This window comes from Faecalibacterium sp. I2-3-92 (assembly GCF_023347315.1).
Taxonomy (GTDB): Bacteria; Bacillota; Clostridia; order Oscillospirales; family Ruminococcaceae; genus Faecalibacterium; species Faecalibacterium duncaniae.
On sequence record NZ_CP094470.1, the window covers coordinates 2884025 to 2899974 of the forward strand.

Below are 15950 nucleotides of genomic sequence, written 5' to 3' on the forward strand. Positions count from 1 at the left end.
GGGGGATTTGTGTTTTGGAGCAGGTAAACAAAGCGTCGATTGCCTTTTGGTGCGTGGTATGCTATCCTTTTTCCAAAGGATGTGAGCACAATGGATGCGAAAACATTTGGGGCATTTCTCGCCCGGATGCGCAAGTCACAGGGATTAACACAAGCAGAGCTGGCCCAGCAGCTGCATGTAACAGATAAGGCTGTCAGCCGATGGGAGCGTGGAATCGGTCTGCCGGACATCAACACGCTGGAACCACTGGCCGACGCGCTGGGGCTGACCCTTGCCGACCTGATGCACTGCCGCGACCCGCAGGAAGCAGATATTGCACCGGAAGTCCCGCTGGAAGATTTCTTTACCCTGCTGCGCCGTCAACAATCCATTGACTGGCGCTCGGTACGGGCAGTTTTGTTTTGGCTCAGTGCCGCACTGGCCATCTGGGGCATCCTCGCCTGCCCGGGCCGGATGGCCGTCCACTGGCGTACCCTGAGCAATGGGAACCTGCAGGCAGACGGCTGGCTTCCCTCCTGGGTGTTTTTCCCATTGTTCGTCGGGATAGAATTTCTCTCGCTGGAGCTCTGGAACAACTTTGAGCAGACCGGCTACTACCGACACTGGGGTGAGATAGGTGCCTCCGTCACCCGCTCCATGAACTTCTGCTCCCCTGCTGTCCGGCTCTGGAAGTTTGTGTTCGATCTACTGTTCTTCTTTGGGTTCGGCTTCGTGGTCCCCTGCGCTGAGATGATGGCGATTCTGATCAACTGAAAAAAGGAAAGCCCTCCCATCGCACAAGCGAAAGGAGGGCTTTCTATCATCTTATCAGAAGTTTCTCCGTTCTTCTATTCCTCTGATTTTAAGATCATTTACTTTTCGTTCTTTGCCCGGCGTTCTTTCAGATCGCTTTCCATCTGCGCCAGGGTCTTTTTGTCCAGATTGAACACCACGCCGTACGCAATGATCATCACGATATAGCTTCCCAGATACATGACCGGCACCAGATAGCGCATCCGGGTTGCCACTTCGATCGTCTGTGCAGCCTTCAGAGATGCATCATAGCCCAGTTTGGTTGCCAGAACAAGGCCCAGAGAAGGTCCGATGCCCTGTGCAAGCTTACGGAAGAAGGAGTGCAGTGCATAGGTAGTGCCTTCTTCTCGCACACCAAATTTCCACTCGTTATAATCGATCGCATCTGCCATCAGAGACCAGCTCAGGCAGCTTCCGATACCGCCGCCCAGCATTGCAATGACCTGACACAGGACATAAAGGCCGAGGCCCCGGCTGTCCGGTGTAATGGGCAGAACCAGCATCAGGACGTACGCCAGCGCACAGACGACCGAACCAAAGGTCACGGCTTCTTTCTTGCCAAAGCGCTTGACGATACGGCTCACAAAAGGACTGAAGATGAAAACGCCAAAGTAGGAGATCATACCCACAAGGCCGGAGATCTTTGCATTCTTGAAATAAGCCTGGAACAGGATCTGACCTGCAGTAGAGGCGCCATACATACCAATAAACGTTGCGATAGGTGCCAGCGTTGCGCCCACAGCCGGGCGATTATGGATAAAGTTGTTGAATGCCTTTATGATGTTGAACTTCGGTGCATCCTCTTTCAGCGTGATCGTGGTGTCCACACGCACCTTTGTGTTCGTGACCATAAAGCGGAAGCAGATCAGACCGATCACACCCATGATCAGAGCAATGACAAACATCTGCTCACCACGCAGGTTGTTCTGGTTATCATAAATGATCACCGGAATCAGCATACCGGTCAGAAGCGCACCGCCCATAGAACCAATGGAGCGGAAAGTCGACAGCTGTGCACGCTGGATCGGGTCATCCGAGATCAGAGACAGCATCGAGCCATACGGCACATTTGCAACGGTGTAGAAAGCATCCCAGATCATATAGCCTGCCACAAACAGAATATTCTTGACCATACCGGGAGCCTGCGGGAACGGCAGATAGCAGAGTGCACCGGCCACGGTCAGGCCGATTGCACCGAACCAGATATAGGCAAGGAACTTGTTCCGGCGGTATTTATGCGTATCCGCATCTACCATTGCTCCGATAATCGGATCGTTGATTGCGTCCCAGATCTGCACGATCAGCAGAAGGGATGCCATCAGGTAGTTGTCGATCCCCATAAACTGCGTCCAATAAATCGTCAGGTAGCCTTTGAGCGCAAAACTCATATTGCAGCCAAAGTCACCCGCTGCGTACGCAAGTTTATCACGCAATCCAAACCCTGCAGACGCATCCACTGTTGATTTTCCCATGAAAATACTCCTTCCTCAAATTTCCGGACAATTTTGGCACACGGCCCGCAAGCCGTATGCATATTTATAAATCCATGATACGGCATCTCTTTCCAAAATGTTAGAATTTTTTTACGATTCCGCCTGAAGAATTTACGATTTAAAAGTATTTCTTGTTGTATTCTTTAATTCGTGCAGCGTTTTCGTGATTCTGCACAAGCAATCTTTTTCTTTTTTGTATACAAAATATTTTTTCTTAGCCGAATCTTTTCTTTGTTGAGAACGGCGTTGTGCGCCGAGCATAAAGCAAGGGCCATTGCACGAGAATCTGTGCAATGGCCCTTGCTTTCTATTGTTTCTTATTTTGCCGCCTCAAACTCGGCTTCGATCTCCTTCGAGGGGGCGGGGGTGACCAGACTGACCACCACGCAGACCAGCAGCGAGGTCAGGAAGGCGGGCAGCAGCTCATAGATGCTGAACACGCCGCCCAGCGGGCTGATGAGGTACTTCCAGACAAAGACCATCAGGCCGCCGGCGAGCATCCCGGCCAGCGCGCCCTGCCAGTTGCAACGCTTCCAGAACAGGGCGCAGAGCATCGCGGCACCATACGCGCCGCCGAAACCGGCCCATGCAAAGCTGACGATGCCGAACACGCTGGAATTGGGGTCACGGGCCAGCACCACGCCCACCACACTGACGCAGATGATGGTCAGGCGGGCAGCAAACAGGCTCTGGCGTTCGGTCAGCTTCATGTGGCCGAACTCCTGCAGGATGTTCTGGGAGACGCTGGACGCGGCAGCAAGCATCTGGCTGTCGGCGGTGGACATGGTGGCGGCAAGAATGCCCGCCAGGATCAGGCCCGCCAGCACGGCTGCCAGAATGCCGTGCTGTGCAATGAGGTTTGCAATGCGGACGATGACTGTCTCGCTGGAGGAGCCGCTCAGGTACTCCAGCGCGCCTGCCTTGGTCATGCCAAGGCCCACCATGCCGATGATGATGGAGGCGGTCATGGCAATGACGACCCACACGCTGGCAATGCGGCGGCTGAGTACCAGCTTCTTTTCATCTTCAATGGCCATGAAGCGGAGCAGGATGTGGGGCATTCCGAAGTAGCCCAGGCCCCACGCCATGGTGGAGATGATGTCCAGCAGGCTGTACGAGGTGGCCGTGCCCTCGGCGGCGTTGTGGCTGGCCATCATGGTCAGGTAACCGGGCAGGCTCTGGGCGTTGGCTACAACGGCATCCCAGCCGCCTGCCGCGCCAATGCCGTACACCAGCACAGCCACAAGGGCCAGACTCATCACGATGGACTGGATGAGGTCGGTGGTGGTAACGGCGCGGAAGCCGCCCGTGATGGTATAGCCCACGATGACGCAGGCCGAGACCACCATGGCCGCCATGTAATCCACGCCGAAGAGGCTGTGGAACAGCTTGCCGCAGGCGGCAAAGCCCGAAGCCGTGTAGGGCACAAAGAACACGATGATGATCACCGCGCCCAGTGCGTTGAGCAGATTGCGCTGGTCGTGGAAGCGCAGGGACAGGAACTGCGGCACGGTGATGGCTTCCAGATTGGCCGAATACCGCCGCAGCCGCCGGGCCACGATGAGCCAGTTCAGCCAGGTGCCCAGCGCCAGGCCGATGGCGGTCCAGCCGGGCGAGGCGATGCCGGTGAGGTAGGCAAGGCCCGGCATTCCCATCAGCAGCCAGCTGGACATATCGCTGGCTTCGGCGCTCATGGCCGTGACCAGCGGGCCCATTTTGCGGCCGCCAAGGTAGAAATCGGTGCTGTCGTTGTTGGACTTGCTGTATGCAAACCCAACCAACAGCATTGCCACCAGATAGATGATGATGGTGGCGATGATGCAGATGTTGGTCATATACTTTTTCCCCCTTGTCTTTCCAAATGAAAGTACGCTTCGATTTTACCACAGTAAAGCATCAAAGTGCAAGTCTTTTGGCAAAACTTTGTCCTGATTCGCCAAAAGTCCACGAGTGACGGACAAAAAGTTTTCAAATTGACCGGAAACATCCGGCCCCGGGATTTTTCTTGCAAAATCCCGGAAATCTGTTATACTACCAATCCAGGGGGTTAGTGTATATGAAAGAATCCAAAACCATACAGGCTGTACCGGGCTCCGGTGTGGTGTGGCAGGCCTTCCGGGCCGCCGCACCCCAGACCGTGCCGGTGTTTGCAGGATATCTCGTGTTGGGCATGGGCTATGGCATCTATGTACAGAGCCTTGGCCTGCCCGTCTGGATGCCTATGCTCATGGGCACCGTGGTCTACGGCGGCTCGCTGGAATTTGTGCTGGCAAGCCTGCTGCTGGGGACCTTTTCCCCACTGTCGGCTTTTCTGATGGCGCTGATGATCCAGGCACGGCACCTGTTCTACGGTCTGGCCATGCTGGAGCGGTACAAGGGCTACGGCCTGCGCAGCTTTTACATGATCTTTGCCATGAGCGACGAGACCTTTTCCATCACCTGCTCTGCAGAGCCGCCGCAGGGGATCGACCGGGGCTGGTTCATGTTCTTCATCACTCTGCTGGACCAGTTTTACTGGGTCGCCAGCGCCGGTCTGGGGGCCGTGGTGGGGTCGGTGCTCCCCTTCAGCACCAAGGGCGTGGATTTCGTGATGACCGCCATGTTCGTGGTCATCTTCCTCAATCAGTGGGAAAAGGAAAAGCAGCATTACAGCGGCATCATCGGGCTGGCCGTGCCGCTGGTCTGCCTGGTCCTTTTTGGTTCCGGCAGCTTCCTGCTGCCCTCCATGGCCTGCATTCTGGTGCTGCTGCTGGTTTTGCGCAAGCCCATTGAGCGGGCCGACGGCATCGTCCCCGGCCAAACGGAAAAGCAGAAGGAGGCAGCGCAATGACCATGTTCCAGATGGGTCTGACCATTGCGGTGTGCACGGCGGCGACCATGCTCACCCGCTTTCTGCCCTTTTTGATCTTTTCCTCCAAGGACCAGCAGCCGCCCGAGGTGGTACAGTATCTGGGCCGGGTGCTGCCCGCCGCCATCTTCGGAATGCTGATCCTCTACTGCCTGAAAAGAGTCACACCCTTTGCGGGCAGTCACGGCATCCCCGAGGCCATTGCCATTGCTGTGACCATCGCCCTGCACCGGTGGAAGCACCAGACACTGGTCTCCATCACCGGCGGTACGGTGTGTTATGTGCTGCTGGTGCAGCTGGTGTTCACATAACAGAAACGGGAGGTGCCGGTGGGGCATCTCCCGTTTGTTTCAATGATAGAATGTATCAAAATTGATCTGCCGGTAGAACCGCTGCTGGAGCTGGTCAAAGTTCTCGCAGTTCTGGGCCAGCAGCCACATGACCTTGGTGACAACAGCCTCAATGGTCATATCGTGGGCCTCCAGGAAGCGGAAGCGGTTCCTGACCCGCTTGCCCACCTCGTAAATGCCCACATCGCTGCCCTCATAAGTGACCTGCGTGGTCAGGATCAGGATCTTGTGGGTCTTGTCGTAATCGCCCAGCTCCTCGGCAAAGGCATCCATGAGCCGCTGGGGAATGCCGCCCACGCCAAAGCTTTCCACAATGACGCAGTCATATTGTTGAAAGATGGCCGGGATGAGCTCCGGTCCAAGGCCGGGGGTCAGCTTGAGCAGGAACACTTTTGGGTTCAGCGCCCGGCCAAACTCCACAGGGCCGGTAGGCCAGGGCGAAGCCACATACCGTACCAGCCGGTCGCCCTGCACCAGCGCCAGCGCCGGGAAGTTGACCGACGCAAAGGCATCGTAGCTGATGGTCTTGTTCTTCTTGGCGCGGGTGCCCGCAATGACGTGCCCGCCAAACACCACCATCACACCCCGGCTGCCCGGGTCAAGGGCACAGATCACGCTGTCCCGCAGGTTCTTCTTGGCATCGGTGATCTCATTGGAAATGGGCTGCTGGGCACCCGTGAGGATGATGGGCTTGTCCGCATTCTGAATAAGGTAGGACAGCGCCGCCGCCGAGTAGGCCAGCGTATCGGTGCCGTGACAGATGATAAAGCCATCGTAAAGTGCATAGTTTTCCTGCACGGCCTTGGCCATCATCAGCCAGTGCTCCGGGCCAAGGTCGGTGCTGTCGATGCTGCACAGGTTGAGCGTTTCCGGGCAGCAGAGCTGCTGCAATTCCGGCAGATGGGCCAGCAGCTCCTCGCTGGTCAGAACAGGCTTGAGCCCCTGTGCGGTGCGCACGCTGGCAATGGTGCCGCCGGTGGTGATAAAAAGCAGGCGCTGCTTGGACATAGGTTTTTCCCCTCCATGGTGTCGATTTTTGCGATGTTTTCAGTATAGCACAGTTCGTCGGAGATGAAAAGTGCGGGGAGTTGAGGTATAATAGTTATCATAAGATCAAACAGTCCTCAACCTCTCAGTCTCGCATCCGCTCGACAGCTCCCCTAGTAGGGGAGCCCTTGGCATTGCGTAAAGCCTTGCCTCTTTGCCAAGGCCTCTCCTACTAGGAGAGGTGGCATTGCGCAGCAATGACGGAGAGGTTGGACAAAAGCAAACCTACCATAAGGAGAAACTGCCATGTCTAACATTGTGATCATCGGTTCCGGCCCCGCAGGTGTCTCGGCGGCATTGTATGCCGCGCGCGCCGGGGTGCAGACCACCGTTCTGACCAAGGGCCCCGGCGCACTGGACCGGGCCGAGCTCATCCAGAACTACTACGGCTTTGCCGAACCCATCGCCGGTGCCGAGCTGGAACGCCGGGGCATCGAGGGTGCCAAGGCCGTGGGGGTGGAGTTCGTCACCACCGAGGCCGTGGGCCTGACCTACACCGACAAGCTGACCGTGGAGACGCTGGCCGGGGATTTTCCCGCCGATGCTGTCATTCTGGCCACAGGTGCTTCCCGGGCAGCGCCCCGCATTCCGGGCCTTGCCGGGCTGGAGGGCCACGGCGTGAGCTACTGCGCCACCTGCGATGCCTTTTTCTACCGCGGCAGGGATGTGGCCGTGCTGGGCAGCGGAGAGTACGCCCTGCACGAGGTACAGGCCCTGCTGCCCGTGGTCCACAGTGTCACCCTGCTCACGGGCGGGGCCCCGCTGACGGCACAGTTCCCGCCGGAGGTGGCCGTGCAGACGGAAGCCGTGGAAGCCATCCTCGGCGAAGATCGGGTCACCGGCGTGCAGCTGAAAGACGGCGGGACACTGGAAGTCTCCGGCGTGTTCGTGGCGCTGGGCGTGGCGGGCAGCACCGCCCTGGCCCGCAAGCTGGGGGCCGAGGTGAACGGCAGCCGGATCGTGGTGGATGACCACATGCAGACCTCCCTGCCCGGCCTGTATGCCGCCGGAGACTGCACCGGCGGGCTGCTGCAGGTCGCCAAGGCCGTGTACGAGGGTGCCGTGGCAGGCACCGAAGCCGCCAAAGCCCTGCGGAAATGACCCAGACAGAAAAAGGACGCTGTGCCGCAGGGCACAGCGTCCTTTTATTGCTTTGCTCAGCTCTTGCAGCCGGATTCCTCTTCGATGCCGGTGAAATCGCTGGCCTCCGCGATCTTGGTGGTATCGAACTTGCCGTTCTCATCCTTGGGGGCAACGGCAGGGCCTGCCTCCACAGGATTCACGGTCGTTTCCTCTGCCGCAGGCTTTTCCTCGGCAGTCTCCTCTGCCCGGGCAGCTTCCACCACCGGGGCTGCAGGAGCAGTCTCGGGCTCGGCAGGAGCCTTTTCAAAGGCAGGGGGCCATGCGTCACCGGGAGCGGTCTCCTTGGCCTCGCCCTCGGCGTAGGCTTCGGCAGTCTTTTCGGCCTCGGCGGGGTCCTTTTCAGCTTCCTCGGGGAACTCCACGTTTTCGACGTGGAGCGGGTCCTTGTCGTTCAGAACTTTGTCCAGCACGACGATGGCGGCACCGGTAACAGCCACAGCGGCAGCGGCACCCAAAACACGGAACAGAGTTTTCATGGTGAAGTCCTCCCTGTATAAGTTAGGATTAAGAGAATGTTACGACATCGTTCTGCGGCTTTTCGGCGGGCTCCACCGAAATGGCGGTCAGCACCGGGCCCTTGCCGCGGTAGATGTTGTGGAACTTGTAATTGACCTTGGCGGTCACAGTGACCCAGGCGCGCTGCTCCAGTGCCTTGTAGCCATCATAGCTGCAGGGGAAGCCCACGAACTGGATATCCTGCACGCAGCAGGTCATTGCAAAACGGCCGGGCACAAAGCTGTTTTTGCCCGCGCGGTTGGTCTGGCAGACCTGCGCCAGGAACCGGACGGTCTTGCCCACGTACTTCTGGGGCTCGTCCTGGCAGTCCATATACCAGATGCCGAAATCGTCCTCGCCGATCTCAACGATCGGGGCGTTCAGATCGAAGGGCAGCGGGTCGGGGATGTCATCATATGCCACGCTGCCGTCGGCGAACTCATAGGCGATATCGCACTTGCGGGAGGCCTGACGCACCAGCTTGTGCAGCTCCTGACGGGCGGCATCGTTGTTCACGGCCTCGGCGCGGTTGAACACGATCAGCTCACTGCGGGCGATCTTGTCCAGCAGCAGAGAGCGCATGGAGTTGTCGCGGGCGTAGGTCAGAGCCGTGGTGCCGTCGGCCGTGGCAATGCACTGGTAGACGATCCAGTTCTCGGGCAGGTTGTTGGCCAGATCCTGCAGCAGCCACATGCCGTTGTACTCAATGACCACACGGCCTGCGCCGGATTCTTTTTCGAGCTTGGCCAGATTCTGGGGGTTCAGCTCCGCCTTATCCTCGAGGACCTTCAGGGTCACGCCGGGGAAGGCGAACTTCTTTTCGTTATATTCTTCCTCACCCTCTTCGCAGACCAGCAGCAGGGTCTTGTCGCCGGAGTCGAAATTGGGGTCTTCAAAGGTCTCCTGAATGAACTTGGTCTTGCCGCTTTCGAGGAAGCCCACAAACAGGTAAACCGGGATCTCGTTTGCCATAATCGGTTTTTCTCCTTACACAACTTGCAGCTCAGCAGCCAAACAGTGCGGCAATGGCCTTTTCGTCCAGCTTGGAGCCGATGACGACCAGCTTGCCGCCCACGTCGGCACCGCGCTGACGCACTTCCCACTCGCCGGGGACGTAATCGAACTCCAGCCAGCCGTCGGCACCGCCGTCCACGATGCCCTTGGAGCGCAGGATCATGCCGTACTTGCCGCCGTCCAGCTCGGTCAGTGCATGCTCGATGTCTGCCTTGCTGAACTTCTTGGCCGTCTCGACACCCCAGCTGGTGAACACCTCATCGGCATCGTGATCGTGGTGATGGTGGTGGTGATGGCCGCAGCAGCAGTGGCCGTCCTCATCGTGGTGATGATGCTCATGCTCATCATGGTCATCCTCATGGTCGTGGTCGTGATGGTGGTGGCAGCAGTGGTCCTCGTGGTCGTGGTGATGCTCGTGCTCGTCCTCATCATCGTCGTCATCGTCATCGTGATCATGGTGGTGATGGCCGCAGCTGCACACACCGTTCTCATCGTAATGATGGTGATGATGCTCGTGCTCTTCTTCCTCGTCCTCCTCGGCGTGCTTCTCATTGGCCTTGGCAGCCATGGCGATCAGCTCTGCCTTGAAATCGTCCTTGGAGGACATGGCCTTCAGGATCTGTTCGCCGGTCAGGGAATCCCATGCGGTGGTCACGATGGTAGCGGTGGGATTCTTCTCGCGCAGCATGGCAACCGCAGCGGCGATCTTCTCCTCGCTGGCGGTCTGGGTGCGGCTCAGGATGATGCAGCTTGCGTGGCTGATCTGATCATCATAGAACTCACCGAAGTTCTTCATATACATCTTGACCTTGTTGACATCGGCCACGGTGACAAAGCTGTTCAGCTTCACATCCAGATGCTCAGCCACACCCTCCACAGCGCGGGTGACATCGCTCAGCTTGCCCACACCGGAGGGCTCAATGACGATGCGGTCGGGGTGGTACTGCTCCACCACCTGCTGCAGAGCGGCACGGAAATCGCCCACCAGAGAGCAGCAGATGCAGCCTGCGTTCAGCTCGTTGATCTGGATGCCGGACTCCTTCAGGAAGCCGCCGTCGATGCCGATCTCACCAAACTCGTTCTCGATCAGGACCACCTTCTGGCCCGCAAAGGATTCCTTGATGAGCTTCTTGATCAGAGTCGTCTTGCCGGCACCCAGGAAGCCGGAGAAAATATCGATATTCGTCATAATGCTGTATGCCTCTTTCTTTTTCCAAAAGCCCGCAAGGGCCGTTCAGCAATCAGAGCCGCAGAGTGCTGGCTCAAAAATCTTACACTCCTATTATAACAAGGCTGTCAATGGGAAACCGCCTTTTTTGATGAGAAAATTGTAACTTTTTTTGCAGTTTGGCTGCGTTTTCAGAAAACGCTGCCTCCCGGACACAAAAAAGCCCCCGGAACGGGGGCAGAAAGCATAGAACCCATACAAAAACACAGCCCCACTTTGGCGAAGGAGAAGCCAAAGCGGGGCTGTATTCAATGAAGGAGAAATGATGGGAATATCAGGTTACAGATTCAGTTCAAACTGTTCCGCCGTAACAGTTGCTTTGCCATCGGCGGCAAAGGTGATGCCATCGGCAGACTGGGGGGTGTAGATCCATGCGGTCATGGTCTGCTCACCGTCGTTGGCGAAAACTTCGATGCTGTTCTTATCCAACAGGATGCGGAGCTTGAGTGCACCGTTCTGGCTGCGCACCTTGCAACTGCGGCGGTGAACGATGTCGGCACGGGAACCGGCATAGCTGCGATCCAGCGTCAGCTCGGAAGTGTAGGGATCGTAGGTCAGGCTAGTGTGATGATCTGCATCTGCAGCCAGCTTCAGGGTGAAGGAGCGGTATTCGCCGGGCTGCACCGTGACGGTCAAGTCCGCCACACGGCCCTTGATGCCTTCCAGAGAAGTTTCGCTTTGCACCGTCACATTTTCGTGGAAGGTGCGCTTGCCATGGACGGCATCCAGCTCCCGCACGGGGGTCTGAAGAATGCGTCCGTCCTTGATATGCAGCTCCCGGGGGCAGATGGTCTGCCCGAACCACTTGCAGCCCTGGGGCTTATCCTCGGTGTCCGACCATGTCTGCAGCCATGCCGTCATGATCCGGCGGCCATCCGGGGCAAGGGTGGTCTGGGTGGCGTAGAAGTCGATGCCGCCGTCCATCAGCTGCACATTTTCCTTGGTGAAGGTGTGGGTGGCTTCGTCGTAGCTGCCGATGAAGGCAATCACGTTGTGACCATTGTGGAACTCGCCCTTGGGCAGCATCTCCATGGGTCCCAGCATCAAGACCTGCTTGCCATCCAGCGGGAAGAAGTCCGGGCACTCCCACATTTTGCCGTACTGATTGTTGCAGCGTTCCAGCACCGTGACAAAGTGCCAGTCGAAGCCGTCCTTGCTCTGGAACAGTACCGCTGCGCCGCTGCCGTCCTCGGCCCGGCAGACGGTGACGGCGGAGTAGGTGCCATCGGCCTCACGCCAGATCTTGGGGTCCCGGAAGTCGAACCTGCTGAAGCCTTCCGGCAGGTCTTTCTGGGTCAGCACCGGGTTGCAGGCAGGCTTTTCGTAGTTGAGACCGTCACCGATGGCAATGCTCTGGGTCTGGATGTCCCGCATCTCCCCATTGGGCTGCTTTTCTGCCACCACACTGGTGTACATCAGCAGCTGCCTGCCGTCATCCATCTCGGTGGCAGAGCCGGAGAAACAGCCGGGGCCATTGTCTGCCGGGGAATCCGGGGCAAGCGCACAGGGCAGATACTCCCAGTGCAGCAGGTCGGTGCTGACGGCGTGACCCCAGTGCATGGGCGCCCACCGCACATCGTAGGGATTATACTGATAGAACAGATGATACTGCCCCTTATAGTAGGAGAAGCCGTTTGGGTCGTTCATCCAGCCCACATAGGGGGTCATGTGGTAAGCAGGGCGTTCCGCCGGGGAAATGGCAGCGCCGTGCTCGGCCTCGTAGGCACGGGCTTTTTGTAAAGTCAAATCGTTCATGGAATCCTCCAAAGGAAAGAATTCTTATGCGTAGTAAGCATCCAGATATTTCTGCATAATGCCCAGATAGTCGGACAGGCCGTAGTCTTCCAGCTTGCTCAGATAGTCGTTCCACTCTGCATCCGTAGTGCCGTTCATGATCCAGTTCGCCTTCTGCGTATTCATGTAGGTCTGCAGATCTGCCTGCAGGTTAGAGACCTGCTCGGTGTCCTCGCTGCTCATAAAGACATTGGGATAGACATAATCGTTGTTCATATCCGGGGTGTAGATCTCCTTGATCCAGTCCAGACGGTACTGTGCATCGTCCGGGCAGGTAACGTATACACCATAGTAATCATCCAGAACCGCCAGAGGCCCGCCGACACACTGCGCCTCACGGACTTCCACGGGAGAAGCATCGCCCAGAGGAGCGTGCTTCAGCATGGGCTCGCCCTTATCGTTGGTGGACATTTCAAAAATGTTAAAGCCTTCCGCATCGCCATAAGTACCCCAGTTGTTCTGCGGAGACTGGAGGGGTGCGTACATCTGATCCAGCCATGCACAAACCAGTGCGGGGTTATCCGCCTTTGCGGTGACAACGCACTTGCCGCGGCCAAAGCCGCTGGTGAAAGAGCCGTTCTGCGGGGTGATATTGCGGGTATCGGCGGTCAGGGCAGGCAGCGGCTCCCAGTCGGTCAGGTTGTCAATGTTGGCAACATCCCAGCTGAAGCAGACGCCATAGCGGCCAGCCTTGCCCTTGGAAACATAGGTGGACCACTCCTGCGTGAAGCACTCCGGGTCAATGAGCTTCTCGGCATACAGCTTGTGCAGCCAGTCCAGACCATCACGGTAGCCCTGCTGGGTGGCGGCACAGATGACTTTCCGGTCGTTGGTAACGGCAATATGACGGTCTTTGTCTGCATCGCCGTAGCCTTCGCCAAAGCCATTGATGAGGATGCTGGGGTCCTGATCGCCGTTGTTGACGATGCAGGACATGGGGATGATGTCGCCGTCAATGCCATACTCTGCCTTGATAGAAGCGGCGTTATCACGGAATGCCATCAGCACCTGCTCAAACTCGTCCACCGTGGTGGGCATCGACAGACCGAGGAAGTTCAGCCACTTGGTATTGATGAAGCTCATGTTGCCAATGGTCTGGATGGCGGTCTTTTCTGAGCCGAGCTGCTCGATCCAGGGCAGTGCCCAGATGTGGCCATCGCTGTCGGTGCACATGGTGCGGTACTCCGGGTACTGCTCAAAGACCTTCTGGAGATTCGGCATATTGTTGTCAATGTAGTCTTCCAGATTGAGGATGACACCCTGATCTGCGTAGCGCAGCAGATTGCTGTCGGTAAAATCAGCAGTAAAAACAAAATCCGTCAGGGTGTTGGGGTTGGACATATTCAGGGTGATCTTATCGCTCCACTGGTCGGACTGGATGGCGGTCCAGTCGATGTGCACATTGGTCTGCTCTTCCAGACGCTTGAAGATGGTGCGGTTGTTCGGCTCGGGTTCGCTGCCCACAGGGAAGCTGGTCATACCGGTAAAGGTGACCTTTTCGGACAGCGGAAATGTAACGGCACCGGTCACGTCCACAGCTGCGGCAGCAGAATCGCCGCTGCCGGTGGATTTGCCGCCACAGGCAGACAGAGCAGCGGCAGAGCCCGCCAGAGCGCAGACCTTGAGGAAGTTGCGGCGAGAGATCAGCTTTTTCATGGTATTTTCTCCTTTTTTATGTTTCTTTTTCGTGTAACAGATGAGCGTACCGGCTCATAAAAATCTGGAATATCCTCAGCCCTTAATGGAACCAGCCATGATGCCGGCATCAAAATACTTCTGGAAGAAGGGATACATCACCAGCAGCGGCAGACTGGAAATAATAATGGTTGCATATTTGAGCAGCTCTGCCATCTTCGCACGTTCGGCAGTGCTCTGGATATCTGCGATCATGCCGGATTCCGGCTGGCTCTGGATCAGGATGGAACGCAGCACCAGCTGCAGCGGCTGCTTCGATGCGCTGTTCAGGTAGATCATGGCGTCAAAGTAGCTGTTCCACATTGCCACGAACTGCCACAGGGCCAGAACTGCCACCACCGGCATACAGACGGGCAGCAGGATCTTGAAGAAGTAAAGCATCTCGCTGGCTCCATCCACATCCGCAGCTTCGCGCAGCTCACGCGGGATGCCTTGATAATAGGTACGGGCAATGATCATGTTCCACACGCTGAATGCTCCCGGCAGAATGACCGCCCACATGGAATCCAGCAGACCCAGATTGTTGATGAGCAGGTAGGTGGGGATCAGACCGCCGCTGAAAAACATCGTGATCACAAACAAGGTGTTGAAGATCGTTTTGCCTTTGAAGTCCGGCAGCGACATGGGATAAGCGGCAAGCATCGTCACAGCGACCGAGATGATGGTGAAGATGATCGAGTAAAGTACTGCGTTCCTGAAGCCGACCCAGATCTGCTTGTCCGAAACGACACGCTGGTAAGCATCCAGACTCCACTTGCTGAAATCAAAGGAGATGCCCTTGTTTTGCAGAGTGACCGGGTCCATAAAGGACGCGATGACGATGTAGATCATCGGAACGATGATCGCCAGCAGGAACAAGCCCAGAAGTGCGTAGCCGCAGTACAGGATGATCTTATCTTGTCTGGTGTAGAGGGCCATTTTTGATTTTTTCTGTTTTGCCATGGTAAACCCCTCCTTACAAGCCCTTGCCATCGTTCATTTTGGCAACGACCTTGTTCACTGCGATCAGCAGGATGACGTTGACAACGGTGTTGAACAGACCGACTGCCGTGGAGAAGCTGTAATCGCCGTCCAACAGGCCCTTTTTATAAACGTACGTTGCAATGATCTCGGCCGTGTTCAGGTTCAGGTCAGTTTGCAGGGCATAGGCCTTTTCAAAACCGATGCTCATGATGTTGCCTGCCTGCAGGATGAACTGAATAACGACCATATCCTTAATGGCGGGCCACTCCACTGTCATGATCTGCTGGATCAGGTTTGCGCCGTCGATCATAGCAGCTTCCTTCAGATCTTTGCTGGCGTTAGAAAGGGATGCGGTGTACATGATGGATGCCCAGCCGACACCCTGCCAGATGCCGCTGATGATGTAGATGGGGCGGAACGCTTCCGGCAGCGTCATGAAGTTGATGCTGGTGTGAAGCAGGCCGTTCACCGGACCGGTGACACTCAGCAGCACCCGGACGATACCGCACAGCACGATGACCGAGATGAAGTTGGGCATATACAGCACCAGCTGCACCTTCTGCTTGATCTTCTTGCTCTCGATACGGTTGAGCAGGAATGCCAGCAGGATGGGGATCGGGAAGCCCCACAGCAGACCGTAGACGCTCAGCTTCAGGGTGTTGATCAGATAGCGCTGGAAGTCCGGCGAGGACATGAAGCGGGTAAAGTTTTTGAAGCCTACCCACTCGCTGCCCCAGATACCTTTGAAGGGATTGTACTTCTGGAACGCGATCAGCACACCGCCCATGGGCGCGTACTTGAACACCAGCGTCAGCACCACAGCAGGCAGCAGGAACAACAGGTAAAGCTGCCAATGCCGTTTGATGTAGACCCATGTGTTGTGCAGCTTGCGTTCTGCTGCCAGCACAGCCGTTTCCGACGAGGCTGTCTTTGCTTTCATGAATCATTCTCCTCCTTTTTGATTTGCTTGCCGCTTGATTTGCATTTTACATTTGCACCTTTGAATCTTGCGCTTTTTACTTTGATTGTGCAAATGTAAAACTCTGTAATTCATTTATACCACGCAAGCAAGCGAATGTCAACGATAA

The 15950-nt window shown here is 56.8% G+C and carries 14 protein-coding genes; 4 read left to right on the top strand and 10 right to left on the bottom strand.

Features of this window, described 5'->3' with window-relative positions:
* Positions 1–90: 90 nt before the first annotated feature.
* Positions 91–753, top strand: a complete 663-nt coding sequence (locus MTP42_RS14220; RefSeq protein WP_249257628.1) for a helix-turn-helix domain-containing protein — start codon at positions 91–93, stop codon at positions 751–753.
* A 98-nt stretch (positions 754–851) separates the two neighbouring features.
* On the opposite strand, the gene MTP42_RS14225 is transcribed toward MTP42_RS14220, so the two are convergent.
* Together MTP42_RS14225 and MTP42_RS14230 are read right to left on the bottom strand one after the other, a co-directional pair.
* The gene (locus MTP42_RS14225) at positions 852–2264 is read right to left on the bottom strand and encodes an MFS transporter (RefSeq protein WP_249257630.1); all 1413 of its coding nucleotides are present in this window, start codon (positions 2262–2264) and stop codon (positions 852–854) included.
* Positions 2265–2602: 338 nt separating this feature from the next.
* Positions 2603–4120 carry a sodium/proline symporter gene (locus MTP42_RS14230; RefSeq protein ID WP_249257631.1) on the bottom strand — a complete coding sequence of 506 codons (1518 nt, stop codon included), beginning with the start codon at positions 4118–4120 and terminating at the stop codon, positions 2603–2605.
* A gap of 221 nt (positions 4121–4341) precedes the next feature.
* Here MTP42_RS14230 and MTP42_RS14235 point away from each other — a divergent pair, with 221 nt between their 5' ends.
* Both MTP42_RS14235 and MTP42_RS14240 read left to right on the top strand, forming a co-directional pair.
* Entirely contained in the window at positions 4342–5115 is a 774-nt protein-coding gene (locus MTP42_RS14235) for an AzlC family ABC transporter permease (RefSeq protein WP_097773153.1), read from the top strand.
* Entirely contained in the window at positions 5112–5444 is a 333-nt protein-coding gene (locus MTP42_RS14240; RefSeq protein ID WP_249257633.1) for a branched-chain amino acid transporter permease, read from the top strand. Before MTP42_RS14235 ends, MTP42_RS14240 begins: the two co-directional genes overlap by 4 nt.
* 39 nt (positions 5445–5483) lie before the next feature.
* Here MTP42_RS14240 and MTP42_RS14245 read toward each other — a convergent pair whose 3' ends face one another.
* Complete coding sequence (locus MTP42_RS14245) at positions 5484–6491, bottom strand: asparaginase (RefSeq protein ID WP_249257634.1); 1008 nt, start codon at positions 6489–6491, stop codon at positions 5484–5486.
* Between the two features lie 285 nt (positions 6492–6776).
* On the opposite strand from MTP42_RS14245, the gene MTP42_RS14250 reads away from it, so the two are divergent.
* Positions 6777–7631, top strand: coding sequence for an NAD(P)/FAD-dependent oxidoreductase (locus MTP42_RS14250; RefSeq protein ID WP_249257635.1), 855 nt, complete (start codon positions 6777–6779; stop codon positions 7629–7631).
* Positions 7632–7687: 56 nt separating this feature from the next.
* Here MTP42_RS14250 and MTP42_RS14255 read toward each other — a convergent pair whose 3' ends face one another.
* The 7 genes from MTP42_RS14255 to MTP42_RS14285 all read right to left on the bottom strand — a co-directional run bounded on the left by MTP42_RS14255 (position 7688) and on the right by MTP42_RS14285 (position 15802).
* Complete coding sequence (locus MTP42_RS14255; protein WP_097773149.1) at positions 7688–8149, bottom strand: hypothetical protein; 462 nt, start codon at positions 8147–8149, stop codon at positions 7688–7690.
* Between the two features lie 28 nt (positions 8150–8177).
* Positions 8178–9140, bottom strand: coding sequence for a TIGR03943 family putative permease subunit (locus tag MTP42_RS14260; RefSeq protein ID WP_005934829.1), 963 nt, complete (start codon positions 9138–9140; stop codon positions 8178–8180).
* Positions 9141–9171: 31 nt separating this feature from the next.
* A complete protein-coding gene (locus MTP42_RS14265; protein ID WP_005934830.1) occupies positions 9172–10371 on the bottom strand; it encodes a GTP-binding protein in 1200 nt (399 codons plus the stop codon).
* Between the two features lie 318 nt (positions 10372–10689).
* Positions 10690–12165, bottom strand: coding sequence for a glycoside hydrolase family 32 protein (locus tag MTP42_RS14270; RefSeq protein ID WP_249257636.1), 1476 nt, complete (start codon positions 12163–12165; stop codon positions 10690–10692).
* A 24-nt stretch (positions 12166–12189) separates the two neighbouring features.
* Positions 12190–13860: an extracellular solute-binding protein gene (locus MTP42_RS14275; RefSeq protein ID WP_249257637.1), complete on the bottom strand. Its 1671-nt coding sequence runs from the start codon at positions 13858–13860 to the stop codon at positions 12190–12192.
* Positions 13861–13935: 75 nt separating this feature from the next.
* Complete coding sequence (locus MTP42_RS14280) at positions 13936–14871, bottom strand: carbohydrate ABC transporter permease (RefSeq protein ID WP_005934834.1); 936 nt, start codon at positions 14869–14871, stop codon at positions 13936–13938.
* On the bottom strand, positions 14855–15802 hold the full coding sequence (locus tag MTP42_RS14285; RefSeq protein WP_249257638.1) for an ABC transporter permease: 948 nt from the start codon (positions 15800–15802) through the stop codon (positions 14855–14857). Before MTP42_RS14285 ends, MTP42_RS14280 begins: the two co-directional genes overlap by 17 nt.
* Positions 15803–15950: the final 148 nt, after the last annotated feature.

Bases quoted from the DNA above. Each gene is read 5' to 3' on its own strand.
- MTP42_RS14260 (WP_005934829.1), bottom strand. From the start codon at position 9,140: ATGGCAAACGAGATCCCGGTTTACCTGTTTGTGGGCTTCCTCGAAAGC.
- MTP42_RS14270 (WP_249257636.1), bottom strand. From the start codon at position 12,165: ATGAACGATTTGACTTTACAAAAAGCCCGTGCCTACGAGGCCGAGCAC.
- MTP42_RS14230 (WP_249257631.1), bottom strand. From the start codon at position 4,120: ATGACCAACATCTGCATCATCGCCACCATCATCATCTATCTGGTGGCA.
- MTP42_RS14240 (WP_249257633.1), top strand. From the start codon at position 5,112: ATGACCATGTTCCAGATGGGTCTGACCATTGCGGTGTGCACGGCGGCG.
- MTP42_RS14265 (WP_005934830.1), bottom strand. From the start codon at position 10,371: ATGACGAATATCGATATTTTCTCCGGCTTCCTGGGTGCCGGCAAGACG.
- MTP42_RS14245 (WP_249257634.1), bottom strand. From the start codon at position 6,491: ATGTCCAAGCAGCGCCTGCTTTTTATCACCACCGGCGGCACCATTGCC.
- MTP42_RS14235 (WP_097773153.1), top strand. From the start codon at position 4,342: ATGAAAGAATCCAAAACCATACAGGCTGTACCGGGCTCCGGTGTGGTG.
- MTP42_RS14225 (WP_249257630.1), bottom strand. From the start codon at position 2,264: ATGGGAAAATCAACAGTGGATGCGTCTGCAGGGTTTGGATTGCGTGAT.
- MTP42_RS14255 (WP_097773149.1), bottom strand. From the start codon at position 8,149: ATGAAAACTCTGTTCCGTGTTTTGGGTGCCGCTGCCGCTGTGGCTGTT.
- MTP42_RS14280 (WP_005934834.1), bottom strand. From the start codon at position 14,871: ATGGCAAGGGCTTGTAAGGAGGGGTTTACCATGGCAAAACAGAAAAAA.
- MTP42_RS14250 (WP_249257635.1), top strand. From the start codon at position 6,777: ATGTCTAACATTGTGATCATCGGTTCCGGCCCCGCAGGTGTCTCGGCG.
- MTP42_RS14220 (WP_249257628.1), top strand. From the start codon at position 91: ATGGATGCGAAAACATTTGGGGCATTTCTCGCCCGGATGCGCAAGTCA.
- MTP42_RS14275 (WP_249257637.1), bottom strand. From the start codon at position 13,860: ATGAAAAAGCTGATCTCTCGCCGCAACTTCCTCAAGGTCTGCGCTCTG.
- MTP42_RS14285 (WP_249257638.1), bottom strand. From the start codon at position 15,802: ATGAAAGCAAAGACAGCCTCGTCGGAAACGGCTGTGCTGGCAGCAGAA.